This window comes from Actinomycetospora sp. (assembly GCF_036497245.1).
Lineage (GTDB): Bacteria > Actinomycetota > Actinomycetes > Mycobacteriales > Pseudonocardiaceae > Actinomycetospora.
Map to the genome: position 1 here is coordinate 1 of NZ_DASXJS010000044.1, position 24,328 is coordinate 24,328.

The 24,328-nt window shown below is 71.8% G+C and carries 24 protein-coding genes; 11 read left to right on the top strand and 13 right to left on the bottom strand.

Translation table 11 applies throughout. The features are described from left to right. The coding region (locus tag VGI02_RS05275; protein ID WP_331626224.1) for a DUF222 domain-containing protein at window positions 1-1,050 on the bottom strand (1,050 nt) is incomplete at its 3' end. Window positions 1,051-1,558: 508 nt separating this feature from the next. On the opposite strand from VGI02_RS05275, the gene VGI02_RS05280 reads away from it, so the two are divergent. Beyond that, window positions 1,559-2,263 (top strand): Clp protease N-terminal domain-containing protein, encoded by a 705-nt coding sequence (locus tag VGI02_RS05280; RefSeq protein WP_331626225.1) that lies wholly within the window; start codon window positions 1,559-1,561, stop codon window positions 2,261-2,263. Between the two features lie 22 nt (window positions 2,264-2,285). After that, window positions 2,286-2,852: an HD domain-containing protein gene (locus tag VGI02_RS05285; protein WP_331626226.1), complete on the top strand. Its 567-nt coding sequence runs from the start codon at window positions 2,286-2,288 to the stop codon at window positions 2,850-2,852. Between the two features lies 1 nt (window position 2,853). On the opposite strand, the gene VGI02_RS05290 is transcribed toward VGI02_RS05285, so the two are convergent. Beyond that, window positions 2,854-3,177 carry an EthD family reductase gene (locus tag VGI02_RS05290; protein WP_331626227.1) on the bottom strand — a complete coding sequence of 108 codons (324 nt, stop codon included), beginning with the start codon at window positions 3,175-3,177 and terminating at the stop codon, window positions 2,854-2,856. A gap of 160 nt (window positions 3,178-3,337) precedes the next feature. On the opposite strand from VGI02_RS05290, the gene VGI02_RS05295 reads away from it, so the two are divergent. After that, on the top strand, window positions 3,338-4,633 hold the full coding sequence (locus VGI02_RS05295; RefSeq protein WP_331626228.1) for an FAD-dependent oxidoreductase: 1,296 nt from the start codon (window positions 3,338-3,340) through the stop codon (window positions 4,631-4,633). 19 nt (window positions 4,634-4,652) lie between these two features. Here the strand turns inward: VGI02_RS05295 and VGI02_RS05300 are convergent, their stop codons facing one another. Next, window positions 4,653-6,368: a DHA2 family efflux MFS transporter permease subunit gene (locus tag VGI02_RS05300; protein WP_331626229.1), complete on the bottom strand. Its 1,716-nt coding sequence runs from the start codon at window positions 6,366-6,368 to the stop codon at window positions 4,653-4,655. 65 nt (window positions 6,369-6,433) lie between these two features. On the opposite strand from VGI02_RS05300, the gene VGI02_RS05305 reads away from it, so the two are divergent. Continuing rightward, on the top strand, window positions 6,434-6,793 hold the full coding sequence (locus VGI02_RS05305) for a DUF1330 domain-containing protein (protein ID WP_331626230.1): 360 nt from the start codon (window positions 6,434-6,436) through the stop codon (window positions 6,791-6,793). Here VGI02_RS05305 and VGI02_RS05310 read toward each other — a convergent pair. The 3 genes from VGI02_RS05310 to VGI02_RS05320 are packed head-to-tail and all read right to left on the bottom strand — an operon-like array spanning window position 6,756 to window position 9,957. Continuing rightward, window positions 6,756-8,186 carry a phosphoglycerate mutase gene (locus VGI02_RS05310; protein WP_331626231.1) on the bottom strand — a complete coding sequence of 477 codons (1,431 nt, stop codon included), beginning with the start codon at window positions 8,184-8,186 and terminating at the stop codon, window positions 6,756-6,758. The genes VGI02_RS05305 and VGI02_RS05310 overlap by 38 nt on opposite strands. Next, a complete protein-coding gene (locus VGI02_RS05315; protein ID WP_331626232.1) occupies window positions 8,183-8,701 on the bottom strand; it encodes a cytidyltransferase in 519 nt (172 codons plus the stop codon). The genes VGI02_RS05310 and VGI02_RS05315 overlap by 4 nt, the downstream gene beginning before the upstream one ends. Next, window positions 8,698-9,957, bottom strand: a complete 1,260-nt coding sequence (locus VGI02_RS05320) for an acyl-CoA dehydrogenase family protein (protein ID WP_331626233.1) — start codon at window positions 9,955-9,957, stop codon at window positions 8,698-8,700. The genes VGI02_RS05315 and VGI02_RS05320 overlap by 4 nt, the downstream gene beginning before the upstream one ends. Before the next feature lie 55 nt (window positions 9,958-10,012). Between VGI02_RS05320 and VGI02_RS05325 the strand changes: the two genes are divergently transcribed. Continuing rightward, window positions 10,013-10,528 (top strand): isochorismatase family protein, encoded by a 516-nt coding sequence (locus tag VGI02_RS05325; protein WP_331626234.1) that lies wholly within the window; start codon window positions 10,013-10,015, stop codon window positions 10,526-10,528. 146 nt (window positions 10,529-10,674) lie between these two features. Here VGI02_RS05325 and serA read toward each other — a convergent pair whose 3' ends face one another. Then, complete coding sequence (serA, locus tag VGI02_RS05330) at window positions 10,675-11,874, bottom strand: phosphoglycerate dehydrogenase (RefSeq protein WP_331626235.1); 1,200 nt, start codon at window positions 11,872-11,874, stop codon at window positions 10,675-10,677. Between the two features lie 173 nt (window positions 11,875-12,047). Here serA and VGI02_RS05335 point away from each other — a divergent pair, with 173 nt between their 5' ends. Next, window positions 12,048-12,980, top strand: coding sequence for a heme-dependent oxidative N-demethylase family protein (locus VGI02_RS05335; protein ID WP_331626236.1), 933 nt, complete (start codon window positions 12,048-12,050; stop codon window positions 12,978-12,980). Here VGI02_RS05335 and VGI02_RS05340 read toward each other — a convergent pair. Continuing rightward, window positions 12,965-15,400: an ATP-binding cassette domain-containing protein gene (locus VGI02_RS05340; RefSeq protein WP_331626237.1), complete on the bottom strand. Its 2,436-nt coding sequence runs from the start codon at window positions 15,398-15,400 to the stop codon at window positions 12,965-12,967. The two genes, VGI02_RS05335 and VGI02_RS05340, sit on opposite strands and share 16 nt — an antisense overlap. A gap of 214 nt (window positions 15,401-15,614) precedes the next feature. Between VGI02_RS05340 and VGI02_RS05345 the strand changes: the two genes are divergently transcribed. Beyond that, entirely contained in the window at window positions 15,615-15,968 is a 354-nt protein-coding gene (locus VGI02_RS05345) for a VOC family protein (RefSeq protein WP_331626238.1), read from the top strand. A 22-nt stretch (window positions 15,969-15,990) separates the two neighbouring features. Here the strand turns inward: VGI02_RS05345 and VGI02_RS05350 are convergent, their stop codons facing one another. The 3 genes from VGI02_RS05350 to VGI02_RS05360 form a co-directional block, all read right to left on the bottom strand. Next, a complete protein-coding gene (locus tag VGI02_RS05350; RefSeq protein ID WP_331626239.1) occupies window positions 15,991-16,365 on the bottom strand; it encodes a YybH family protein in 375 nt (124 codons plus the stop codon). Window positions 16,366-16,517: 152 nt separating this feature from the next. After that, window positions 16,518-16,751 (bottom strand): hypothetical protein, encoded by a 234-nt coding sequence (locus VGI02_RS05355; protein WP_331626240.1) that lies wholly within the window; start codon window positions 16,749-16,751, stop codon window positions 16,518-16,520. Between the two features lie 186 nt (window positions 16,752-16,937). Then, window positions 16,938-18,092 (bottom strand): serine hydrolase domain-containing protein, encoded by a 1,155-nt coding sequence (locus VGI02_RS05360; protein WP_331626241.1) that lies wholly within the window; start codon window positions 18,090-18,092, stop codon window positions 16,938-16,940. A 375-nt stretch (window positions 18,093-18,467) separates the two neighbouring features. Between VGI02_RS05360 and VGI02_RS05365 the strand changes: the two genes are divergently transcribed. From VGI02_RS05365 to VGI02_RS05380, 4 genes are all read left to right on the top strand, one after another. Next, window positions 18,468-18,905 carry a nuclear transport factor 2 family protein gene (locus VGI02_RS05365; RefSeq protein WP_331626242.1) on the top strand — a complete coding sequence of 146 codons (438 nt, stop codon included), beginning with the start codon at window positions 18,468-18,470 and terminating at the stop codon, window positions 18,903-18,905. 304 nt (window positions 18,906-19,209) lie between these two features. Continuing rightward, a complete protein-coding gene (locus VGI02_RS05370; RefSeq protein WP_331626243.1) occupies window positions 19,210-20,535 on the top strand; it encodes an MFS transporter in 1,326 nt (441 codons plus the stop codon). A gap of 94 nt (window positions 20,536-20,629) precedes the next feature. After that, a complete protein-coding gene (locus tag VGI02_RS05375) occupies window positions 20,630-22,123 on the top strand; it encodes an MFS transporter (RefSeq protein WP_331626244.1) in 1,494 nt (497 codons plus the stop codon). Window positions 22,124-22,202: 79 nt separating this feature from the next. Next, entirely contained in the window at window positions 22,203-23,075 is an 873-nt protein-coding gene (locus tag VGI02_RS05380; RefSeq protein ID WP_331626245.1) for a YhjD/YihY/BrkB family envelope integrity protein, read from the top strand. Between the two features lie 15 nt (window positions 23,076-23,090). Here the strand turns inward: VGI02_RS05380 and VGI02_RS05385 are convergent, their stop codons facing one another. Both VGI02_RS05385 and VGI02_RS05390 read right to left on the bottom strand, forming a co-directional pair. Further along, window positions 23,091-23,897, bottom strand: coding sequence for an SDR family oxidoreductase (locus VGI02_RS05385; RefSeq protein WP_331626246.1), 807 nt, complete (start codon window positions 23,895-23,897; stop codon window positions 23,091-23,093). A gap of 176 nt (window positions 23,898-24,073) precedes the next feature. Next, a partial coding sequence (locus VGI02_RS05390) for a dihydrofolate reductase family protein (RefSeq protein WP_331626247.1) occupies window positions 24,074-24,328 on the bottom strand: 255 nt, incomplete at its 5' end.

Consider the following 24,328-nt stretch of genomic DNA (forward strand, 5'->3'; position numbering starts at 1 on the left):
CAGGCCGTCGCCGGTCCGGCGGGCGGCCGGGTCGTCGAGGTCGAGACCGCGGGTCAGGGCTTCGGAGGCGAGGTCGAGCATCGCCTGAGCGCGGCGCGCGGGCAGGGTGCGCAGCGCGTGGGCTCCGGGGTCCGCGCCGCGCGTCTGCTCGCCGGACTCGGGCGCCGGGTCGTCCACGAGGACGGTCGTCTCGTCGGGTGGCGTCGCGCTGGTGAGCGCGGTGTTCAGGGTCTCGGCGGCAGCGGGGTCCCGGTAGGTGAACTTGCCAACGAGGCTGCCGTCGCGGCGTCGCAGGTAGTGCAGTTCGTTCTCGGGCGGGGGATCGTCGTCGGGGGCGGTGCCGTCGGGGTCGAGGAGAGCGAGGATCGCGGTGGCGGCCTCGGCGAGGGCCGCGGGACTGTGGGTCGTGGCCAGCTCGGCGAGCTGGGCCTCGGTGGTGGTGAGGGTGTCGGCGTCGAGCCCGCGGACCGCGGCCAGCCTGCGCATGGTGCGGCGGATGACCTCGACGTGCCCGGGCCCGATCACCCCGTCCTCGACCATCGCGGCGGTGGCGGGCAGCTCGGCGGAGTCTCGGCGGCCGCTCGGGGAGACCCTCATGGCCAGCGACCGGGCGTGGCCCTGCAACCGAGTGGCTTCCCGGGGGTCGATACGCAGGTGGTCGGTCAGCAGCCGGGACGTGCTGCGGTACCCGCTCTCGGCGACCGCATCGGACTCGTGGAGACCGGTCAGGGCGCGGTAGCAGCGGGCCTGCGCGCCCCGCAACGCGGTCCACGCGGCCGCGGCCTCACCGAGCGCCGCGATCGAGGACCGCGAGAGCCCACCGGCGCCGTCGTCATCTGCGCCAACGCCACCCCGGCCGTCGTCACCCGTCCCGAGCCCGGGCACGGCCCACCCGGAGTCGCCCTGGACTGCGTCGTCGTCCGGCAGAACGGCCTCGTCGTCCGGCAGCCGGTCGTCCGGGGAGCTCTCCGCCCGGCGCGGATCATCGGGCCCGTCGTCGGGGTCGGGGTCCGGCTCTCGCCACGGTGGCGGATCGGCAATCGCGGTCACCGGACAAGTATCGAACACATGTTCGAACACCACTAGCCGTCGATCAGCTCAATCCCGACGAAGCGAACAGATCACCCCGTCCTGTCGATCTGAGTAACGCTCGCGGAACCACGACCGTCCGGTACACCCCTGAGTAGTTCTCCGCTCCCCGACCCGGCCGCGCACGAGCAGGGTCCAACTCCACGGCCACCGTGCTGAGCTGGGTGAACGTCGTCGCACTGCTCGGCGTCGGCGGTCTGTTCACGCTCTTCTCGCTGATCCCCTTCGCCATGGCGAACGACGACCCGAGGTGCGGTCCGCTGGTGAGGCACTGACCCCTGCGACGGTTGGGCGGCCGTCGGCGCCGGCGCGGCCGGCTGGGGCGCGTGGATCGGGTGCGTGATCCTGTCGATGGCGAGCTTCTTCGGCGCCGCAGCGCTGGAGGCGGCGGCGGCGCAGTGGCGCCGACGACACCAGGGTCCGTCAATCGTGGATTGACATCTCCGTCACGTCAATCCACGATTGACCCATGACCACCACGGTGAGCGTCGGCGAGCTGATCGCCGACGTCGAGTCCCATACGCCCGGGGCGAGCCCCGTCGAGCGGGTCCGCGAAGCCCAGACCCGCGCCTACACCCTGGCCGAGGCCGGTGAGCAGCTCGTGGGGTACTTCGTGTCCCGGGCCAAGGAGGCGGGCGCGTCCTGGGCGACGATCGGCGAGGCCCTCGGCGTGTCCAGGCAGGCCGCGCAGCAGAGCAGCCGATCACGCTTCGCGCACTACACACAGCGGGCCCGGGGCGTCGTCGTCGGCGCCCAGGAGGTCGCGCGCCAGCAGGGCAATCACTTCGTCGGCACCGAGCACGTGCTGCTCGGCATTCTCGGCGAGTCCGAGGGACTGGGCGCGCAGACGCTGTCCGCCCTGACCGGCACCGACGTCGAGGCCGCGACCCGCGCGAGGCTGCACCCCGGCGAGGAGTCGGCCCCGCCCGCGCGCATCCCCTTCACACCCCGTGCCAGACGGACCCTGGACCGGAGCTCGGAGGAGAGCACCGAGCTCGGGCACGGATTCGTCGGCACCGAGCACCTCCTGCTCGGGCTGTTCGGCTCGGGCGGGGTCGCCGACGAGGTGCTGGACGATCTCGGAATCACCGTCGACGTCGTGCGGGACCGGGTCCGCACCGAGCTCACGCGGCTGTTCGACGAGCACACCGCGGATCTGCCGTCGGTCGATTGATCGCTCTCGTAGTGTCGGCGCGGTGCCGTCGTTCGCGGACGCCAGGGCGCTCGCCGAGCTGACCCTGGCCGACCACCTGCCCGCCCGATGGCTCCATTCCCAGGCGGTGGCCCGCGAGGCGATCCGGCTCGCCGAGCTGCCGGAAATGGACCGCGAGCCCCTCGTCGTCGCGGCTGTCCTGCACGACGTCGGGTACTCCCCCGTACTCGCCCGCACCGGGTTCCACCCGCTCGACGGGGCCCGGTTCCTCGCCGCCCGCGGCTACGACCGGCGGGTGGCGGCCCTCCTCGCCCACCACAGCGGCGCGGCCGTCGAGGCCCGGCTGCGCGAGATCACCGGGCTCGAGCGGTTCGACGACGAGGTCTCGGCCACCCGCGACGCGCTCTGGTACTGCGATGCGGTCTGCGGGCCCACCGGGGAGCCGATGACGCCGGACGAGCGCTGGGACGACATCCGGCGCCGGTACGGACCCGACCACGTGGTGACCCGGTCCCTCGACGAGGCCGAGCCCCGGCTGCGCGACGCCGTCGACCGCACCCGTGCCCGCATGGCGGCCGCAGGCGTCGCGACCGCCGACGCCGCACCGTGAATCAGGTCGGCGCTTCCGCCAGGGGCACCATGACGGTCTCCTCGGCCACGAAGATCACGCTGCGCCCGGCCCCTCCGAGCGCCGACTCCCGTGCCGCTGCGCCTTCCGGGGTCGAGAAGACCTCGCGGGCCGAGCGCTCGGAGTCGAACCAGACCTCGGCGACCCCGTCGAACTCCTCCTCGTCGGAGATGGCCATGTTCAGGTGATACCCGACGAGGCCGGGCCAGCGCCTCACCTTCGGCGCGTGCTCGTCGAACCACCAGCGGCGGAACTCGTCGGCGGACATGCCTTCGGGTCGCTTCAGGATGCCGATCACCTTGAACATGTCTCCCGGGTACCCGCATCTCGGCTCACGGAGCGGGGCCCGGGCCGGGCGGCACCGGTGCTCGATCAGCCCCGGCATCCGTCGGACATGCGTGTAGAGCGCGCCGGGTCGATCAGTCCATGATTCCGTCACGACGATGTTCTGACCGGTGGGGGGCGACGTGTCGACCGACGAGTTCGACGTGGTGGTGGTCGGGGGGCGCTGCGCGGGCGCCTCGCTGGCGATCCGGCTGGCCCGCGCCGGGCTGCGTGTGTGCGTCCACGACCGGGCGCATTTCCCCAGCGACGTCCCGTCCACCCACGGCATCCAGCCGGCCGGGGTGGCGATCCTGCGCGAGCTGGGCTGCTTCGAGCGGCTCGCGACCCTCACCGAGCCGATCAACCGCGGCACGCTGGTCGTCGACGAGGCGCGCATCGAGTTCGACGACGCCGACGAACTGCTGGGCGCGCCGATGCTCAACCTGCGGCGCCACGTCCTGGACACCGTCCTGCTGGAAACGGCCGCGGAGGCCGGAGCCGAGATCCGCACCCGGACCGCGGTCACCGGGCTGCTGCAGGAGCACGGCCGGGTCGTGGGCGTCCTCACCGGGGACGGGCCGGTGCGGGCGCGGCTGGTGGTCGGCGCCGACGGCGCCCGCTCCACGGTCGCGCGACTGGCCGGAGCCGAGGAGTACCGCCGCACCCCGCCGGGGCGACTGTTCGTGTGGGGCTACTTCGAGGGCACCGACCACCCGACGGGTCACGTCTGGCTGGGCCGGATCGGCGATCACGGCTTCCTGGCGAGCCCCACCGACGGCGGATGCTTCATGGCGGTCGTCGCGGTGTCCATGGAGCGCAAGGCCGAGGTGCTCGCCGACCGACCGGCCGCGTTCGCCGAGGGCCTGCGCGACTGGCCGGAGCTCGACGCCGTCGTGGCGTCCGGACGGCGGACGGGCCCGCTGCACGTGGTGCCGGAGTGGCACGGCTACTTCCGCCGCTCGGCGGGACCGGGATGGGTCCTGGTCGGCGACGCCGGCCATTTCAAGGATCCGACCCCGGGCCAGGGCATCGCGGACGCGCTGCGCCAGACGACCACGCTCGCGCCCGTCGTGGTCCGCGGCCTCGAGGCCGGCGCACCCGACCTCGACGACGCCCTCCGGCGCTGGTGGTCCTGGCGCGACCGGGACGCCTGGGCGATGTACTGGTTCGCGCGCGACCTCGGCGCGGCGGGCCCGCTCCCGCTGCTGCAGCGCGAGGTGCTGCGCCGGGTCGCCGCCGACCCACGACGGAGCAGGCATCTGCTCCAGGTCCTCAACCACGACGTCCCGCCCGGGCGGCTGTTCACCGTCCCGTTCGCCCTCACCGCGCTCGCCGGGGCACTCGTCACGAAGAAGGGTCAGCGCACGCGCCTGCTGCGCGATGCGGGCACCGTCGTCGCGGACGAGCTGCGCCACCTGCGCCCGCCGCGCGCGTCGTGACCTCACGGACGCGCGGAGATCACGCCTCGACGACCGCCGGGCCGCCCGTCGACGGGGCCCGTCCGCTGCGGAGGAAGAACGCGAGCACGACCCCGACCCCCGTCAGCACGGCGGTGACGATCATGAGGTTGTCCAGCGCGGTGGTGAAGGCGCTCGCCTGTGCCTGCGTGTAGGTCATGTAGTGCTCGAGCAACGGCGACATCCCGCCGCTCGCCCCGGGCGCGGAGGCGCCCGACGCGGAGGAGGCACCCGACGCGGAGGAGGCACCCGACGCGGCGGCGGAGACCCCCGCACCGCTCGTCCCGCCCGACGTCACGCCCATGATTCCGCCGGTGTCGGCGAGCTGCTGGGCCTGCCGGCTGCCCAGCAGGGCCGTGAGCGCCGCGAGTCCCATCGCCGCGGCGGTCCGCTGGGTGACGTTGTTGAAGGCGCTCGCCCCGGTGACCTGGTCCGGGGGTACCGCGGAGATCCCGCCCGTCATGATCGGCATCATCGCCAGCCCCATCCCGATGGCCCGGAACATGAGGATCCAGCGCAGGTCCGTCCACGACGAGGTCACCGAGAGGTCCCGCAGCATCCAGGTGCCGATGGCGAGGATCGACAGACCGATCACCGCGGGCCAGCGTGGCCCGAACCGATCGTAGATCCGTCCGGCCACCGGCATGAGCACGCCCATGACGACGGCCTGCGGGAGCAGCAGGAGGCCGGTGTCGAAGGCGCCCAGCCCCTGGGTCTGCTGCAGGAACAGCGGGATGAAGAACAGCACCCCGAACAGGCCGACGGAGAGCACCCCGATGAGGATCAGCGAGTTCGTGAAGGCCCAGTACTTGAACACGCGGACGTTCAGCATCGGCTCGTCGACCTCGAGCTCGATCACGACGAACAGCGCGAGGCACAGCGCGCCCACCGTGAACAGGATGAGCACCGGGTACGACGTCCATCCCCAGGACTCCCCTTCGGAGAGCGCCAGGAGCAGCGAGAACAGGCCGGTGGCAATCGCGGCGAAGCCCAGGAAGTCGAACTTCTTGCCCTTCAGCCCCTTCGGCAACGGCAACCAGATCAGGGCCGCGATCGCGCCCAGGATGCCGATCGGGACGTTGATGAAGAAGATCAGCCGCCAGTCGACGTACTCGACGAGGTAGCCGCCCAGCGTCGGCCCGACCGCCGGGGCGAACACGATCCCGAGCCCGTAGAGCCCCATGGCCGCGCCGATCTTCTCGCGCGGCACGAGCCGGTAGACCATCGACAAGGCCACCACGGGGATGATTCCGCCTGGGATCGCCTGGATGATCCGGAAGATGATCATCGAGTTGATGTCCCAGGCGAGCCCGCAGAGCGCGGACCCGGCCCCGAACGCGACGAGCGCCCCGACGTATGCCCGGCCGAGGCCCAGCCGCTCCCCCAGCCAGGCGCTCGCGGGCACGATCACGCCCAGGGCGAGCGAGTACGCCGTCGAGACCCACTGAATCTGGTCGGTGGTGGCCCCGAAGTCCTTCTGCATCGACGGGATCGCGACGTTGACGATGCTGACGTCGAGCACCGACATGAACATGCCTGTGACCAGGACGAGCAGCGAGAGGATCCACGGCGTCGACGACGACCGCGGCGGGGCCGGGGCCGGGGCGGGTGGCGCCGCTGGGGCGACCGGCTTCCGCGCAGGTGCGTCCACCGGCGGTCGCGAGGGCGCGACGGCGGTGGCCGTCCCGGTGTCCCGCGCCGTCGGTGTGGTCGTCATCACCGGGAGTCTGCCACCGTTTACCGACGAGGTCGCGATCTCCCGGCCGCCGTAGTGTGACGTCCATGGCCGTGAATCCGACCGGATCGGACATGAAGGCGTTTCTCGCCGCGAATCCCGGCGAGCCCGTCGTCATGCTCAACCTCCTGCGGTTCGCCGAGGGCGGGGCGGAACGCTACGACGACTACATCGCCCATTTCCGGACGTATGCGGAGAAGGTCGGCGCGAGCATCGTCTACTTCGGGCACGGGGCCGACGCGGTGGTGGCCGAGCCGGGTCAGGCCTGGGACGCGGTGCTGCTCGTGTCGTACCCGAACCGGCAGGCGTTCTCCGCGATGGTGCGCGACCCCGGGTACCAGGAGGGCACGCATCTGCGGACGGAGGCGCTCACCGAGGCGGTCCTCCAGCCGACGACCCCCCGCTGAGTCCGGTCATCGGTTCCGGGTCGTCCGGGAGCGCGAGGGTCCGGTGCGCCGTGGCGCGGTGCCCGAGGAACACCGGCCGGTTCGCGTGCCCGAACAGCAGGGGCAACAGCTCGGCCGCCCGGATCGCGCCGTACCACCCGGACGCCGCCGGGGCCTCGCCGAACGCCGTGACCGGGTCCGGGCGCACGGTCGGGCCGGCGACGACGAGCGGGGTCGGGTCGCCGGTGTGCAGCACGCCGCCCGTCGAGGGCGTGGCGTGGTCCCCGGTGACGGCGACGACCGCGCGGTCGGCGAGATCGAGCAGGCCCGCGAGCCCGGGGTCGGCCGCCTCGAGCACCTCGAGCTTGGCGCAGGGCTCCTTGGTGTGGCCGGCGTCGTCGGTGGTCTTGGTGTGGACGTGGACGAAGCGGGCTCCCGCCGCGATCAGTTCCTCCGCGCACGCCAGCCGCGCCCGCAGGTCCTCCCCCACGTCCGCGACCGGGGCCAGGTGGCGGTGGTCCATCCCGAGCAGGCGGGCGAGGCCGCGGTAGAGGCGGGTGCTGGTGACGGCCGCCCCGGCGACGCCGGTCCGCGCGACGAAGTCCGGCTGGGCCTCCCGGGCGCCCGACCACTTCGTCGTCAGGACGTCGAGCGCAGGGCGCGCCCATCGGGAGCGGTTGACCGGGTGGTCGACGAGCGTGGCGCGGGCGTCGAGGAGCAGGGCGTTCAGGGTCTCCGCCGTGGCCGCTCCCGCCGGGGACGCTTCCGGAACCGTCGGCAGGACCCGCAACCAGGGATGACGGTCCTCGAAGAACGGGTCGGAATCGGTGACCGCGCCGTCGGCGTGACCGTGGAGCACGAGCAGCGCCTCGCCCCGCCCGCCGAGCGAGAGCAGCTCGGCGCCGTGGCGTGCGACGACGGGGCCGAGCACGTCGAGCAGCGCTGCCGCGTCGGAGGCGTCGTCCGGGGCGACCCGACCGGTGATCCACACCCGGCCGTCCCCGCCCACCGCCGACGTCCGCAGCGCCGCGTGCGTCACCGCCGTCCCGAGCGGCACGTCGTGGCCGGCGCCGAGCGCCTCCAGTACCGCGCGGCCGGGGAACGGGACGGCTCCCGCCCCGCCCCCGTCGGCGCCCGACCCGGCCCCGCTTCCGGCGAACCCGAACATCGCCCAGTGCGCCAGCTCCGAGGCGGGCGCGCGACCCCAGCCGAACGGCAGGTGCCATCCCGAGCACCCACGGGCCGCGAGCGCGTCCAGCACCGGGGTGTGGGCCGCCTCCGACGGCGTGCGGTCCCCGAGCGCGGGGACCGGCCGGTCACCCAGGCCGTCGAGGACGACGAGCACGACGGGCAGCCGGTCGTCGACGAGCCGCGGCTGGGTCTCGCCGTAGCCGGGCGGCGGGATCGCACTCATCGGGCGGCCAGCAGCGTGCGCAGGACCGGGACCGTCGCGGGCGGGACCAGCGCGGCCCACGACCCGTCGTCGAACCCCGCCCGGATCGCGGCGGCGTCGAGCTTGGTCACCGGATCGCCGTCGAGCACCGTCACCTCGTAGCCGCCCGCGCTCAGCTGGGCGGCCTTGTCCTTCTCCCAGGCCGAGTAGGCCCGGACGTAGTGCTGTGCGCGGAGCGGGACGTACTCCGGCCAGAGGTGCGGGCGCGTCAGGTCGAAGGGCACGACGACGGCACGGTCGGCGAGGCCCGTGTCCGCCAGCGCGGCGGTGAGCAGGCGGACGCGGTCGTAGTAGGTGAACGGGTTGGCGGCGTCGGTGTGGCGGTGCGCGGACGTCCCCTCCTGACGACGGGCGCCGGTGTCCGGGTTGGTGACGGCGACGACGAGCTCGTCGTGCCGGGTGAGCGCGTGGGCGAACAGCTCCAGGTGCTGCGCGTGGACGGGCTGGAAGCGGCCGGTGACGGCGGCCAGGCTCATCGGGGCGACGCCGCCCGGCTGGTCCGCTTCAGCAGGCCCCGCGCGATCGCGTTGCGCTGGATCTCGACGGTCCCTGCCGGGATCTTGAGGTTGCGGGCGATCCGGAAGAGCTTCTCCTCCGGCGAGCCGAGACGCAGCCCGGTGCCGCCGTGGACCTGCACCGCGTGGTCGGCGACGCGGAAGAACGCCTCGTCGTTGACCACCTTGATCAGGCTCATCAGGCGCGGCGCGTCGGGGTGCAGCGGCATCCCGTACGGGCCGCCGGGCAGCTCGTCGAGCTCGACCTGCGCGGTCAGCGAGGCGGATCGGGCGGTGTAGACGTCGGCGTCCATGTCGGCCAGCAGGTGCTGCACCGCCTGCAGCTCGCCGATGGGCTTCCCGCCCGATGTGCGGGTCCCGGCCCGGTCGACCGCCCGCTCCAGCAACCACGACCCCCAGCCGGCGCACATCCCGCCGCGGCACATCCGCCGCCAGTTGATCCACGCCATCGCGAGGGCGAAGCCGTCGCCGGGCTCGCCGACGACGTCCTCGGCCGGGATGCGGACCCCGTCGAATCCCAGCTCCCCGGTCAGGCCGTCGTCGAGCATCGTCGGGATGTCCCGGCCGCGGGTGACCCCGGGCGCTCCTGCGTCCACGAGGAACATCGTCAGCGACCGGGTGCCCGCCCCGGGCTCGGTGACGGCGGTGACCTGCAGGACGTCGGCGAAGTGGGCGTTGGTGATCCACGCCTTGTGCCCGTCGAGGATCCAGTCGGACCCGTCCCGGCGGGCGTGGGTCTCCATGGCGAGGACGTCGGTGCCGACCGAGATCTCAGTGTTGGCGAACGCCGCGGTGATCTCCCCGGACACGAGCGGGGCGAGCCAGCGTTCCCGCGCCGACGGCGAACAGTGCTCGATCGCGGCGTTGGCGCCCTCGGTCCAGCCCAGCGCCGCGAGCCCGAGCCCGAGGCCGCTGCGGTGGTAGACGAACTCCTCGACGTGCTGCATCTCGGCGCGGGTGAAGCCACCGCCGCCGGAGGCCTCGCCGACGTGCGGGCAGTAGAGCCCGGCCTTGGCCGAGCGCCGTTGGGCCTCGCGCCGGGCCTCCCAGACCGCGGGGTGCATCCGCCCGGCGTCGTCGAGGCGCGGGTTGTACGGCGTGCCGACGTCCCGGCGCGCGAGTTCCTCCTCCAGCGGCCCGACCTCGATCGTGAGGAAGGTGGCGAACCGTTCCCGGTAGTGCTCGACGCGGTCGGTCAGGCCCGCTGCGCTCGTCATGGATGCTGGTCTAGGCGTCGTGCGGTCGCGCCGCAACCGGGCCTAGGGTCGCGCCATGCCTGCCCTGTCCGCGGACTCCTCGGTCCTGCTGGTCGTCGACCTGCAGGAGCGGCTGATGCCCGCGATCACCGGGGCGCCTGCGGTCCTGGAGAACGCCGGGCGGCTCGTCCGGGCGGCGGTCCGCCTCGACGTCGGCGTGACGACCACCGAGCAGGACCCCGCCAAGCTGGGGCCCACCGTCGAGCCGGTCGCGGCGCTGCTGCCCACACCCGCCGTCGCGAAGTCGACCTTCGCCGCGGACCTGTCCTTCCCGGCATCGACCGTGGTCGTCTGCGGCTGCGAGGCCCACGTGTGCGTCCTGCAGACCGTGCTGGCGCTCCGGGCGTCGGGTCACGACGTGGCGGTGGTCGCCGACGCGGTCGGGAGCCGGTCCCCGGAGAACCGCGACGCCGCCGTCGCACGGATGCGCGCGCACGGCGTGGACGTGGTGACCACGGAGATGGTCGTCTTCGAATGGCTCGGCTCGAGCCGGAACCCGGCCTTCCGCGAGGCGCAGCAACTGATCAAGTGACCGCGCGGAGGCCGGGCACGGTGCGCGGAGCCGAAGCTGACCCCCGAGTCAGCTCCGGCCCGCTTCCTGACGCCCCCCGAGGCGTCCGGCAACGGTCCTGTACCCCGTGGGGCTGCCGACCTCGCCGGGCAACCACCAGGAATCGATCAGGGAGCCCAGGTCCGGAGCCAGACCGTCTGCGGGGCACGCCGCAGCTCGGACAGCACCTCCTCCGGGACCGGAGCGTCGGTGTCGACGACGACGTAGCCGTGATCGGTCCGGGTCGACAGGGCCTGCGCGATCACGTTGACGCCCGCGTCGTGCAGCTGCTGGTTGATCCCGGCGAGGACCCCGGGCTTGTTCGTGTGCAGGTAGGCGAGCCGGAACGAGCCGGGCGCCAGTGGCGTCGCCACCTCCGGCAGGTTGACCGAGAGCGCCGTGCCGCCCGTGGCGACGAAGGAGAGGAGCTTGGTGGAGACGAAGCCACCGATCTCCTCCTGGGCCTCCTGGGTGGACCCCCCGACGTGGGGCGTGAGGATGACGTTGTCGAGGCCGCGCAACGGGGACTCGAAGGTGTCGCCCTGGGCCTTGGGCTCGACCGGGAAGACGTCGATCGCCGCGCCGGCGAGGTGGCCCGACAGGATGTTCTCGCGCAGGGCGTCGTCGTCGATGACCATCCCGCGGGAGGCGTTGATGAAGATCGAGCGGTCCTTCATCAGGGCGAACTGTTCGGCGCCGAACAGTCCGGCGTTGCCGGGCCTGCCGTCGACGTGGAGGGTGACGACGTCGGCCTCGGCCAGCAGCTCCTCGAACGAGTCGACCTTGCGGGCGTTGCCGTGGGCCAGCCGGTCCGCGGTGTCGTAGAAGATCACCCGGAGCCCCACGGCCTCGGCCATGTTCGACAGCTGCGTCCCGATGTTCCCGTAACCGACGATGCCGAGGGTGCGACCGCGGAACTCGTGGCTGCCGCGGGCCGACTTGTCCCAGATCCCCTCGTGCATCCGCTGGGTCTTCTCGGGCAGCCGCCGGACGAGGGCGATGATCTCGCCCAGCACCAGCTCGACGACACTGCGGGTGTTCGAGAACGGGGCGTTGAAGACGGCGACGCCACGCTCGGCCGCGTCCTCGATGTCGACCTGGTTGGTGCCGATGCAGAAGCACCCGATCGCGAGGAGATCCTTCCCGGCGTCGAGGACCTCGGCGGTGATCTTGGTGTTGGAGCGGATCCCGAGCACGGAGACGCCCGGCAGGGCGTCGGCGAGCTCGTCGCCGGAGAGCGACCCCGGCCGCTCCTCGACCTCGAGCCCGGCTCGTCGGAACGCGTCCGCAGCGGTCGGGTGGATGCTCTCCAGAAGAAGGACCTTCACACGGCGACCCTACTGTCGAGGAGGGGTGCCTGTGCCGCCGTCGGGGGTGATGCGGTGCATCGCTGCAGGTCAGAGGCTCTATGATGGGGGCCACCCTGCGTTTGCGGAGGGAGCCATGACGACGCCGAGGCCGCCCGGCCGGGCACCGCACCTCGTGCTCGCCGTGGGCGAGGGTGCTCGGGCCGTGGCGGATGGCCTGTGCCGCGACGGCGACCGGAACCGCGTTCTGGCCGGCCCGGACGACGCCGGAGCGGCTGCACGTCGGCGCCACGCACCCGGCGGTCGTGCGCCTCCGCTCGGAGATCCTCGACCGCGAGCCGCGCCGGTTCGTCGCCGCGCCGCACGCCCGCGCGGCGTCCTGGGACGCGATGCTCTGGCTGCTCGATCGGATGGCCCGCGAACGGCCGTCGGAGGCGACTCTGGAGCGTGACGGCGACCGGTACCGCTGGCGCAACCGCCGCCTCGGGATCGCGCAGGACTTCGTCGTCGGCGACGACGCCTCGCTGCCCGAGCACCCGGTGACCTTCGCGGAACGGCAGGTCGAGGAGGACGTCGTCGTCCTCGGGGCCCGCGACGACCGGCTCCGGCTCGACGCCGGGATGGTCGTGTTCGCCTCGGCCTGGTCGATCGGGTTCGACGCCGGGATGAGCTTCTCCGAGCTCCACGCTCCCGTCCCGGGCGACGAGGCGAGCCGGGTCTTCGAGCGGGCGGAGCGCTTCCTGCTGCGTCTGCACCCCGGCGACGCCTACCGGCGGCTGAACTGGGGCCTGCAGCTCGACGAGCGCCCGGACCTCTCGCTGGACACGTTCCCGGACTGGGGCCCGCGCCGGCACGCCCTCGACGTCGCCGAGCCCGGCCGCGAGGTGCACCTGCGCACCGAGGTGCAGCACCTCGTCCGGCTCCCGCTCACCGGGAGCGTGCTCTTCCTCATCGGCGTCCGGTTGCTGCCGCTGGAGCGGGTTGCGCTCGTGCCCGCGTGGGCGGCCCGGTTGCGCTCGGTGCTGGAGACGCTGTCGCCGGAGGTCTCCGGCTACAAGGAGCTGGACGAGCTGGGCCCGCTCGCGGCCGGATGGCTGCGCGACCGCGCCCCTCAGGCGCCCACGTAGGCCGCGAGGTGCTCGCCGGTGAGGGTCGAGCGGGCGGCGACGAGTTCGGCGGGCGTCCCCTCGAAGACGACTCGCCCGCCGTCGTGCCCGGCGCCCGGACCGAGGTCGATGATCCGGTCCGCGTGCGCCATCACGGCCTGGTGGTGCTCGATGACCACGACCGACTTCCCGGCGTCGACGAGGCGGTCGAGCAGGCCGAGGAGCTGCTCGACGTCGGCCAGGTGCAGACCCGTCGTCGGCTCGTCGAGGACGTAGACCCCGGCCTTCTCGGTCAGGTGCGTGGCCAGCTTGAGCCGCTGCCGCTCGCCGCCGGAGAGCGTGGTGAGCGGCTGGCCGAGGCGCAGGTAGCCGAGCCCGACGTCGGCGAGCCGCCCCAGGATGGTGTGCGCGGCCGGTGTCTTCGCCTCGCCGGAACCGAAGAACTCCCGGGCCTCGGTCACCGACATCGCGAGGACCTCGCTGATGTCCTTGCCGCCGAAGGTGTACTCCAGCACGTCGGCCGAGAACCGCTTCCCGCCGCACACCTCGCAGGTGGTGGCCACGCCGGCCATGATCGCGAGGTCGGTGTAGATGACCCCCGCGCCGTTGCAGTTCGGGCAGGCGCCCTCCGAGTTCGCGCTGAACAGGGCGGGCTTGACGCCGTTGGCCTTGGCGAACGCCTTGCGGATCGGGTCGAGCAGGCCGGTGTAGGTCGCCGGGTTGCTGCGCCGCGAGCCGCGGATCGGCGCCTGGTCGACGGCCACCACGCCGTCCCGTCCGGCGACGGAGCCGTGGATCAGTGAGCTCTTGCCCGACCCCGCGACGCCGGTGACCGCGACCAGTACCCCGAGCGGGACGTCGACGTCGACGTCACGCAGGTTGTGGGAGTCGGCCCCGCGGATCTCCAGCGCTCCCGACGGCGTCCGCACCGTCTCCTTGAGCGACGCGCGGTCGTCGAGGTGGCGCCCGGTGATCGTGCCGCTGGCGCGCAGCCCCTCGACGGTGCCCTCGAAGCAGATCGTGCCGCCGTCGCCGCCCGCGCCGGGACCGAGGTCGACGACGTGGTCGGCGATCCCGATCGTCTCCGGCTTGTGCTCGACGACCAGCACCGTGTTGCCCTTGTCCCGCAGGCGCAGCAGCAGGTCGTTCATCCGGGCGATGTCGTGCGGGTGCAGCCCGATCGTCGGCTCGTCGAAGACGTAGGTGACGTCGGTGAGCGAGGAGCCGAGGTGGCCGACCATCTTGACGCGCTGCGCCTCGCCGCCCGACAAGGTGCCCGCGGGCCGCTCGAGCGAGAGGTAGCCCAGCCCGATCTCCACGAACGAGTCGAGGGTGTCCTGCAGCGTCCCGAGCAGCGGCGCCACCCCCTCGATGGTCGAGCTCCGCTGCGCTTCGTCCCCGGTAGCGTCCTCGATCCCGCGCACCCAGTCCGCCAGGTCGCTGATCTGCATCGACGAGGCGTCCGCGATGCTGATCCCCTCGATCCTCGAGGAGCGGGCGGCCTCCGTGAGCCGGGTGCCCCCGCACTCCGGGCAGGTGCCGAAGACGATCGCGCGGTCCACGAACGCCCGGATGTGCGGCTGCATCGAGTCGACGTCCTTCGAGAGCATCGACTTCTGGATCTTCGGAATGAGACCCTCGTAGGTGAGGTTGATCCCCTCGACCTTGATCTTGGTCGGCTCCCGGTGGAGGAGGTCGTTCAGCTCCCGCTTCGTGTACTTCTTGATCGGCTTGTCCGGGTCGAAGTAGCCGCTGCCCCGGAAGATGCGGCCGAACCAGCCGTCCATGCTGTAGCCGGGAATGGTCAGCGCGCCCTCGTTGAGCGACTTCTCCTCGTCGTACAGGGCGGACAGGTCGAAGTCGGAGACCGCGCCACGACCCTCGCAACGCGGGCACATGCCGCCGGTGATGCTGAACTCGCGGCGCTCCTTCACCTGGCGTCCGCCGCGCTCCATCGTGACCGCGCCCGCGCCGCTGATCGAGGCGACGTTGAACGAGAACGCCTGCGGCGAGCCGATGTGCGGGTCGCCGAGCCTGCTGAAGAGGATCCGCAGCATCGCGCCGGCGTCCGTGGCGGTGCCGACGGTGGAGCGCGGGTCGCCGCCCATCCGCTCCTGGCCCACGATGATCGCCGTCGTGAGGCCGTCGAGGACGTCGACGTCGGGCCGCGCGAGCGTCGGCATGAAGCCCTGGACGAAGGTGCTGTAGGTCTCGTTGATCAGCCGCTGCGACTCGGCGGCGATCGTCGAGAAGACCAGCGAGCTCTTGCCCGAGCCCGAGACGCCGGTGAACACCGTGAGCCGGCGCTTGGGGAGGTCGACGCTGACGTCGGCGAGGTTGTTCTCGCGGGCGCCGAGGACGCGGATGAGGTCGTGGCCGTCCGCGGCGTGCGGCGCGGACGGGGCGGGCGGAGCGCTGTTCCTCCTCGTGGCGCTGCTCATCTGCGTCTCCGTCCTCGATCGACCGGCGCCCGACCAGGGTGTCCGCTTCGCGCGGCTGGTCCGGCTCGGCGATCACGCTAGGCGCGACGGGGTGCCCGGCGCTTCTCCGATCCTGATCGACCGACGCCCATGATGGTCATGACCCGGAGACCCGACGCCGCAGGATCGGGCTCTCCACGACCCACGACCCACGACCCACGAAGGGGCACCCCGCATGTCCGTCCGGCGCATCATCCCGAACCTGAACGTCGACGACGCCGCCGCCGGCCACGAGTTCTACGAGGAGTTCCTGGGGCTGGCCAAGGACCTCGACATGGGTTGGATCGCGAGCTTCCGGTCGACGACGGACCCGTCGGTGCAGGTCAGCCTCGTCTCCGGGGACGCCACGGCACCCGAGCAGTCAGCACTGTCGATCAAGGTGGACGACGTGGACGCCGCCTACGCGGACGCGCGGCGGCGCGGGTACGAGATCGTCTATCCGCTGACCGACGAGCCCTGGGGGATCCGGCGGTTCTTCGTCCGAGACCCCCACGGCGTCGTCATCAACATCTCCCGGTACGTGGAATAGATCCACTCCCTGCCGTCGGCGGCTACCCCTGGCTCCACGGATCGTCGATCGCGGCGAGCCAGGAACCGTCGGCCTGCCGACGCAGGAGAACCGTCGCGCGTCCCTCCATCTCCATGGGACCGTCCGGGCCGGTGCCCGTCATGGACCAGTTCGAGTAGACGATCGCGTCGGAGCTCCGCTCGAGGATGACCTGGGTGCGGAGGTCGATCCGCGGCGTCATCGCGAAGAAGCCGTTCGCGAACTCGGCGATCGCCTCGTGCCCGACCAGCGGTTTGCCGCCGGGCTCGGGGATCAGGACGCCGTCGGACTCGTACAGACCCACCAACGCATTCGCATCGGCGGCGTTGAAATTCGCACTCCACGTCTCGTCGAACTGGGCCGGACTCATGACTGCCATGGCTACGTCCTCACGGTTGCCGATCAGAAATACTGGTCACGGTCCCACCGCAGACCATGATCGGCGTCCGCGCTCACCCGGTCGGCCGTCTTCCAGTCATCGCAGGAGAATGGATCTGTTGCGATGAGTCAGCGACACCGTGGCGAAGCCGGTCAGATCGGGTCAGGAGTGGGCCGACCACCAGGAGTGCGCGGGCGTCGGGTCGGCCCCACGATCGCCCGGCCGGAGATCACGGCGCCCGCCAGGTCCATGACCGAGATCCCCATGAGCCCGGCGTGGTCGGTGAGCGCCCGGGCCGCGTCGTCGACGGTCACCCCGCGCAGGCGGGCGATCAACGTCTCTGCCTGACGCAGGTCGTTCTCGGCGCGCAGCCGGTCTCGTGCCATGCCAGTCACCGTTCCCCCGACGACGTCGCTCCCGCGTCGCGCGGGGGCTCTGGACGGCGAGGTCCGGGCCACCTGCACGTAGCGTGGCCGACCCTCTCCCCGGCGTCCAGCCTTTCTCAGGTTCGTGCCCGCGCCGTGACGCCGGTGGTCCCGCTCATTCCTGGTGGAATGGGCCCCATGGTCCCGTCAACGCGTGGTCGTCGGCGGTGACACCGGGACCGGCGGGGGCAGCCGGTAAACCTGATCGACCGCCGTCAGCAGCAGCGCATTCGCCGTGGGCCGACTGTCCGGCGACACCGTCAGGTTGCTCCACAGCACGATCGTCACCTTGTTGCCGGGATCGTAGCCACTGAAGGCGTTGAATCCCGGGAGCTCGCCGAAGTGGTAGTACATGGTGACGTCCGGGGCGAAGTCCTGCCGCTCGATGCCGTAGCCGTACTGGGGTGCTGCCGGCTCAGCGGGGTCGGTGGGCTGCGGACTGTCCAACCACTGTCGCTGGAAATCCGCGTTGAATACCTGCCCCTCGACCAGAGCACGCATCCAGATGGCGAGATCGTCGGCGGTGGAGATGGCCCCGCCGGCCGCCGTCGCGTAGGACGAGTTCTGGTTGGTGTAGTCGATGGGCTGCAGCGTTCCCGCCTTGGCCGCGGCCTGGACGTCGGGCGGGTAGGGCGTGTCGACCAGGGCGTACGCCGAGCCCCCGTACATGTAGCCGTGCGAGTAGGGGTCGGGGATCGAGGTCTCCGTGCTCGCCGGGAGCACGGTCTGCTTCAGCCCGATCGGGCCGTACAACCTGTCCTGGAAATCCTGGCCCAGCGGCTTGCCGTCGACCTTCTCGGCGACCAGGCCGAGCAGGGCGTAATTGGTGTTGCTGTAGTCGTAGGCGGTGCCGGGTGGGAACAACGGCGGGTGCCGGAAGGCGATGGCCAGCACCTCCTGCGCGGTCCAGACCTTCGCCGGCTCGGCATCGAGAGTCGCCGCGAACGCGGGATCGTTCGTGTAGCCGTACAGGCCGCTGCGCATCTGCAGGAGGTTGGCGATGGTGATGTGCTCGCCGTCGGGCACGTCCGGGACGTACGTCGATATCGAGTCGCTGAACCGGAGCTTGCCCTCCTGCGCCAGCAGGACGATCACCGCGGAGGTCATCGTCTTGGTGATCGAGGCGATCCGGACATGGGTGTCACCGCTCGGTGGCACCCCGGCGCCCCGCTGCGTCGTGCCGACGGCGGCCGTGAAATCGCCTTGTGGGGTGCGGACCTCGACGACGGCGCCGGGAATCTTCAGTTCGGTGGCGGTCGCGGCGACCGCGGCCTGGAGCGCCGCCGGATCGATCGTCTTCACCGGGGACGTACCGGTCGTCGGCGACGCCGCCGAGGGAGCCACCGAACAGCCCGCGACCGCCAGGACCGCGCACACCGCGAGCCAGACCGCTCCAACCCGCCACCGTGCTCGCCCGACCGGGTCGCTCGGCGTCGTTGCCACGCGACGTGGCGGGTCCGGCACGATCATGGCTCTGCACTCCGCCCAGGGGTCGGCCATCGTTCTCGGGCGACACCGAGGTCCTGGGTGCAGCGAACTCAGCGTGCAAATTAGCGCCGGGCGCGGAGGAATGTCCACGTCCCGGGTGGCCCGGCAACGGCGCATGATCTGGTCGCAGGCCACTGACACGTCGACCCGACGTCAGGGCTGCGAGCACGTCGGAGACCGGAGGACGACATGACCACTGGGCCGCACGAATTCCACGAGGCCGTCGCGAGAGTCGGCCGGGCCATCAACGAATTCGTGAACGGCGACGCGGGGCCGTACAAGGAGTGCTGGTCGCACGGGGCCCAGGTGAGCATCTTCGGGGGTCGGGGTGCCCACGAGGTCGGGTGGGATCAGGTCGCTACACGCCTGGACTGGGCCGCGTCCGGTTTCGAGGGAGGATGGACCGAACAGGAGGTACTCGTCAGCGACTGCGGCGAGGAATTCGGCTACACCGTCTGCCTCGAGCGAGGTGAACAGACCGTGGCCGGGCGCGCCGAGATGTCACCGAGCATTCTGCGGGTCACCCACGTCTTTCGACGGGACGGCGATGTCTGGGGAGTAGTCCACCGGCACGCCGACCCGGTGACCGCCAGGACGTCGCCCGAGGCGATTCTCGTCGAGGGTTAGCGACCTGGAGCCGTGCGGTGAACTCGACGCATCCGCAGGCGGCGGCGGTCTTGGCCTCGGCAGTGGCGCACGCCGACGCCTCTTCCCCACCGCGACCCTCCCGGAGGACGCCCGACGTGGCTGACCTGACCCACTGCCTGCGCGGGTCCCGAAGTGGTCTCAGGGCTCGAGCGACGTAGCAAGACCGCGGAGTCCACGAGTCATCCGAGCGGGGTGATGCGGGCGTGGGCCGGGGCGGCTTGTCTCGAGCTCGTATGGACGCACGGGACCGCCGCCGCGACCTGCCGTCGTCGATGGAGTCGCCGTGTCCGCCGTGGATGATCTGACCGAGCTGGTCGAGCGCGCAGGCGCCGCCGAGCGGGCTGCGCTCGCATCGAGGTGGAAGGAACGCACGGACGTCGACGCCCTACGACGTCGCGTGCAGGGCGCCATCACCGAACAGCACGAGCTGGAGCGGCTCTCCTCCGGGCCCGTGCTGAGCGACCGACGGGCCCGCCTCCGGGGCGCATTCCTCGACGGGCGCCCCGACACGCCGGAACCTCGCCCCCACGAAGCGACGGGACCCGGGAGCGACCCACCTCCGACGGTCGGCCACGCCGATGCCGCGCGCGCCGAGTCCGACGCGGCCGCCGCCGTGACCGTGGCGCGGCTGGCGTTGCTCGAAGCGCATCTCGCGGTCCTCGATGCCCGGCTCGCCCGCATCGACGCCGGTGACGCCGAGCCCGGTGCGGCGACGATCGACGGGCACGCCACGCTTCAGGGGCGCAACGCGGTCACCCGGCACGGGCCGGCGCTGGCGCACGGCGTCAGGGGCGAGATCGTGTACATGCTCTCGCGCAAGCCGCGCTCGATCATCAAGAGCCTCGCGATCGGCTTGGCGCTCGGCGTGCTCTACCTCGGCTTCATCAGAGTCTTCCAATGGGACCGGGCCCAGGCGTGGCTGCCCTACCTCGGCCTGTGGGCGATCTCGGTCGTCATGGGTGGCGCGGTCTGCCTCAACGCGATGAGCTTCGACGCCATGCGCGTCAGGGCCGCTCTCGACAGTGGCGCCCGACTGTGGCACCTCCTGGTCACCAAGAACCTGGCCCTGGTCTGCCTGGTCGCTCCGATCGGCTTCCTGCTCAGCGGCCTGCTCGCCTGGCGAGCGGGCGACCTCGCCGCGTTCTTCAAGGCCTGCGCCCTGATGATCTCCTTCATCGTGCTGTGGCTGGGTGTCGGCAACGTCCTGTCCGTCGTGGTGCCGATCCGCGACGAGCCGATCCTGCACCGTCGGAAGGACGGCACCCTCAGACAGTTCGCCACGGTCTTCGCGGTGTCCTACCTGATCGGTTACCTCGTGAACATCATGCTGCTCTGGCGGGTGTTCGCGGCTCAGGAATGGGCTTCGCGTCTAGGTAGCGCCTTCCTCCCCGCGATCTTCGTCATCCTCAGCAGCCTCGCGATGTGGGTCCTCCTGACCATCGTCGCCGTCGCGCTGTCCCAACAGCCCAAGATTCGACGGTCCCTCCTGAAGGAGCTCGCGGACTTCAACGCGAACGCCGAAGCTCGGGCCCTCGCCCGGGAGACCGAACAGGCCCGGTCGAGCGGTGCCCCGGCCACCGACCCGACGGTGTCCGCCACGACGCGATAGGCAGGCCGGCCGGCTCGGGCGCACCCGGACGCGATCCGACGGGTCGTCCTGTTCGGGTGATGTGGCGGACGACGCCCACACCCAGGCTGTCCTGGTGACTGCTCCCACCGGCACCGCGAGCACCGGGATCCGACCGGGCCGGGCCGTCATGCTCGTCGCCTGCATCTCGACGCTGGTGGTGAACGCGAACACCTCGGCGGTGAGCATCCTGCTGCCCTCGATCAGCGTGGACCTCCAGACCCCGGTGTCGGTCCTGCAGTGGGCCGTCACCGGATACCTGCTGGTCGGGGCCGCAGTGATCGTCACCTCGGGCGCGATGGGTGACGTCTTCGGCCGTCGCCGGGTCTTCGTGGCCGGGCTGGCCCTCTTCGTGATCTCGTGCGTGCTGATCGCCCTCGCGCAGACCGGCTTGATGGTCGTGCTCGGGCGCCTGATCCAGGGGGCCGCAGGGTCCACGATCCTCGCCTGCGGGCTGAGCCTGCTCTCGGTCGCCTCGTCCGGCCCGGCGCAGATGCGTGCCGTCTCCCTCTGGGGTGCCGCCGCCGCGGCGGGCGCCGCGGGCGGACCGGTGATCGGCGGCGTGCTCAACGAGCTGACCGGTTGGCAGGGCCTGTTCTGGATCGACGCCGCGGTCGCGGCCGTCTGCATCCCGATCGCGGTCCGCGGGGTCGCCGAATCCCGCGACCCGAACCGCCCGCCCACGATCGACTGGGCGGGCACCGCGCTGATCGCCGGCGTCCTGGTGCCGTTCGTGTTCGCCATGACCGAGGGGTCGTCCTGGGGTTGGCTCTCGGTGCCGACCCTGGCCTGCCTGATCGTGACGGTGCTCGCGGCGGTCGGCTTCGTGGTCGTCGAGCGACGGGTGGCGTCCCCGTTGATCGACCTCAACGTGCTGCGCAACCGGCAGCTCGTCACCTCCACCTGGGTGATCTTCGTCGGGGCCGGGGCCATCGCCGCGCTGAGCTTCCTGCTCAGCCTCTACTTCCAGGACCCGGAGACGCTCGGGTTCTCGAGCCTGACCGCCGGCCTCGCGATGCTGCCCCTGGCCGCCGTCGTGATCCTCGTGGCGCCGGCGGTCACACCGCTGGCCCACCGCTTCGGCACCCGGCCCGTGGTCCTGGGTGGTTTCCTGCTGCTGACCGTCGGGTTCTGCGTGCTCGTCGCGGTCTCCCCGTCCTGGGGATACGGCGTGTTCCTCCTGCCGTTGCTGGCCATCGCCTCGGGACTCTCGCTGACCAACGGGCCGGCGACCTCCGTCTCGACCTCCTGCGTCACCGCCGATCAGGTGGGGCAGGCCTCGGGCGTGTCCAACATGGCCCGGTACGTCGGCGGGGCGGTGATGACCGCGGTTGTCGCCGGCATCTACACCACCGGGATCGCGGACGCCACCGCCGAGGGCGTCCCACACGCCGACGCCCTCGCCACCGGGTTCTCCGAGGCATGCATCGCACTCGCAATCTTCGCGGCGTCCACCATCGTCTTCGCCGTCATCGCCGCCCGCCGCCCGCAGCGACCCCACGTCGTCGACTTCGCCGCGGCGGCCGCGTCCACGACGCACACCCTCCCCGTCGCTGAGCAACCAGCCTGAGAAGAGAGGTCCCCGGGCCGCCGGACCGGTCCGTCCCCGACGATCCCGGTCCTCTACCCCGTCCTCGGAGGCCGCCACCATGGACCGGGGCCATCGTCTCGGCGCATTGATCGAGCGCCGTGAGGGCGCCCTGGTCATGCGCGTGTTTCGGCGCATGGTCGCGATCAACGGCTATGACCGGGCTCTGGCTCTGTCGGCGCAGGCGTTCGTCGGGTTGATCCCGATGCTGGTGGTCATCTCCGCCCTGGTCCCCGATCCGGTCCGCCGGTCCACAGGACCTGCGCTGATCGCCAGTCTGGGCCTCTCCGGCGACGCGGCCACGGCGATGTCGGCCCTGGTCCACCAACCGCCCGGGATGGACTCGCTCACGATCGTGGGCGCCGCCCTGCTCGTCGTGTCGGTCCTGGGTTTCACCCGCGCTCTGCAACGGACGTATCTCGCGGCGTGGAGGCTCCCGTCCATCGGGTTCCGCGGCTACGCCGGTGGGCTGCTGTCATCCGCGGCCCTGATCGGCGGGTTCACCGCCCTCGTTGTGCTGGGACCGGTGATTGCCGCGCTCGCCAACCATGTCCTGCTCAGGCTGCTGATCAGCGCCGTCGCGGGCACCCTGCTGTGGTGGCCCGTCCAGCGGGTCCTGCTCAGCGGCCGGACCAGTTGGCGGAAGTTGTTCCCCGCGGCGGTCCTCAACGGCGTGGGCCAAGCCGTGGTCATTGCCCTCTCGCGGATTTACCTGCCCGCCGTCATCTCGCACGAGGCGACGAAGTACGGCCTGGTCGGAATCGCCGTCGCCCTCGTCTCGTGGCTGGTCATCCTCGGGCTCCTGTTGGTCCTGTCGGCCGTCTTCAGCGCCGAACTGGCCCGAGAACCCGCCGATCACGGCCACGGTTCCGCGCCTGCGCGCTCGGACGGGCCGGCCGACCTCGGAACCCGTGGTCCACCCGAGTCCCCATGACCCACGAGAGCCCGGTCAGGGGAGCGCCGGCACCAGACCACCGTCGATGAGCAGCGAGGTCCCGGTGATGTAGGAGGCAGCGGGCGAGAGCAGGAAGGTCGCCGCCTGCCCGAACTCGTCGGGATCCCCGTATCGGCCGAGCGGTATGCGCGCGCTCGCCGTCCGCCGTTGCTCGTCGGCGGGCACCCCGCTCTCGTCGGCCCAGGTGCGCTCCAGCCGCCGCACGTACTCGGTGTCGAAACGGCCCGGCGCGAGCGAGTTCACCCGCACGGCGGGGGCCAACTCCTGGGCCAGCATCTTCACCAGCGCAGCGACGCCGGGGCGCAGCACGTTCGACACGGCGAGGCCGGGCACCGGCTGGCGCACCGAGGTGGCGGTGACGAACAGGACCGACCCCCCAGGAGCAGTGATAGGCAGCAGACCCCGGACGAGGTGCATCGGGCCGCCGAGCAAGAGGTCGAAGGCCGACCGCCACTGCTCGTCCGCCACCTCTAACGGGGACGCACCCGGCGGGCCGCCACCGGCGTTGACGAGGACCCCGGCGATGGCACCGAACCGCTCCGCCGCCTCGGCCGCGACGACGTCGGCTCCTTCCCGGGTAGCAAGGTCCGCGACGCACGCGAAGGCCTTCTCACCGAGCTCCGAGACCGTCGTCTGAAGAGCGGAGGCCGTGCGCCCGACGAGCAGCACACGGGCACCGGCGGCGAGGAGGTGCTCAGCCACCGCGCGTCCCAGTCCGCTGCTCGCCCCACCGACCACGAACGAGGTGCCCTCGAGAAAGTCCGGACGCCACGGGTGGGCGCCGTGCGCGGTGGGAGCCATCGCTCGTCCTCTCGGAAAGCTCACCAGTACGGACCAGCTAGATCATCGAGTGCCCGAGCGTCCTGCGGTCTGTCGATCGAGTCAACCCGACCGCCGTTGACAGTCCCGTACGACACGCGAGTGGCACGCGCGGAGATCGGCATACGGCCTTTCCTGATCGCACGGAGGAATGTCGTTCAGCGCCTCGTCTCGTACCTGGTCAGGACCACGCCGCCGGGAAACGTCCGTGTCTCCAGCAGGTTCAGGTTCGCCCGACTGCCCAGCGCGGTGAAGAACGGTGAGCCGCCACCCACCAGGACCGGGTGGGTGACGATCGCGTACTCGTCGATCAGCCCGGCCCGCATCGCCGCCCCGGCGAGCGCTGCGCCACCGACCCTCATCGGCCCACCGTCCTCGGCCTTCAGCCGAGTGATCTCCGCTACCGCGTCGCC

Bases quoted from the DNA above. Each gene is read 5' to 3' on its own strand.
- VGI02_RS05385 (WP_331626246.1), bottom strand. From the start codon at position 23,897: ATGGCTCCCACCGCGCACGGCGCCCACCCGTGGCGTCCGGACTTTCTC.
- VGI02_RS05290 (WP_331626227.1), bottom strand. From the start codon at position 3,177: ATGTTCAAGGTGATCGGCATCCTGAAGCGACCCGAAGGCATGTCCGCC.
- VGI02_RS05315 (WP_331626232.1), bottom strand. From the start codon at position 8,701: ATGAGCCTGGCCGCCGTCACCGGCCGCTTCCAGCCCGTCCACGCGCAG.
- VGI02_RS05350 (WP_331626239.1), bottom strand. From the start codon at position 16,365: ATGGCAGTCATGAGTCCGGCCCAGTTCGACGAGACGTGGAGTGCGAAT.
- VGI02_RS05300 (WP_331626229.1), bottom strand. From the start codon at position 6,368: ATGACGACCACACCGACGGCGCGGGACACCGGGACGGCCACCGCCGTC.
- VGI02_RS05320 (WP_331626233.1), bottom strand. From the start codon at position 9,957: ATGACGAGCGCAGCGGGCCTGACCGACCGCGTCGAGCACTACCGGGAA.
- VGI02_RS05345 (WP_331626238.1), top strand. From the start codon at position 15,615: ATGTCCGTCCGGCGCATCATCCCGAACCTGAACGTCGACGACGCCGCC.
- VGI02_RS05365 (WP_331626242.1), top strand. From the start codon at position 18,468: ATGACCACTGGGCCGCACGAATTCCACGAGGCCGTCGCGAGAGTCGGC.
- VGI02_RS05280 (WP_331626225.1), top strand. From the start codon at position 1,559: ATGACCACCACGGTGAGCGTCGGCGAGCTGATCGCCGACGTCGAGTCC.
- VGI02_RS05325 (WP_331626234.1), top strand. From the start codon at position 10,013: ATGCCTGCCCTGTCCGCGGACTCCTCGGTCCTGCTGGTCGTCGACCTG.
- VGI02_RS05380 (WP_331626245.1), top strand. From the start codon at position 22,203: ATGGACCGGGGCCATCGTCTCGGCGCATTGATCGAGCGCCGTGAGGGC.
- VGI02_RS05340 (WP_331626237.1), bottom strand. From the start codon at position 15,400: ATGAGCAGCGCCACGAGGAGGAACAGCGCTCCGCCCGCCCCGTCCGCG.
- VGI02_RS05305 (WP_331626230.1), top strand. From the start codon at position 6,434: ATGGCCGTGAATCCGACCGGATCGGACATGAAGGCGTTTCTCGCCGCG.
- VGI02_RS05355 (WP_331626240.1), bottom strand. From the start codon at position 16,751: ATGGCACGAGACCGGCTGCGCGCCGAGAACGACCTGCGTCAGGCAGAG.
- VGI02_RS05310 (WP_331626231.1), bottom strand. From the start codon at position 8,186: ATGAGTGCGATCCCGCCGCCCGGCTACGGCGAGACCCAGCCGCGGCTC.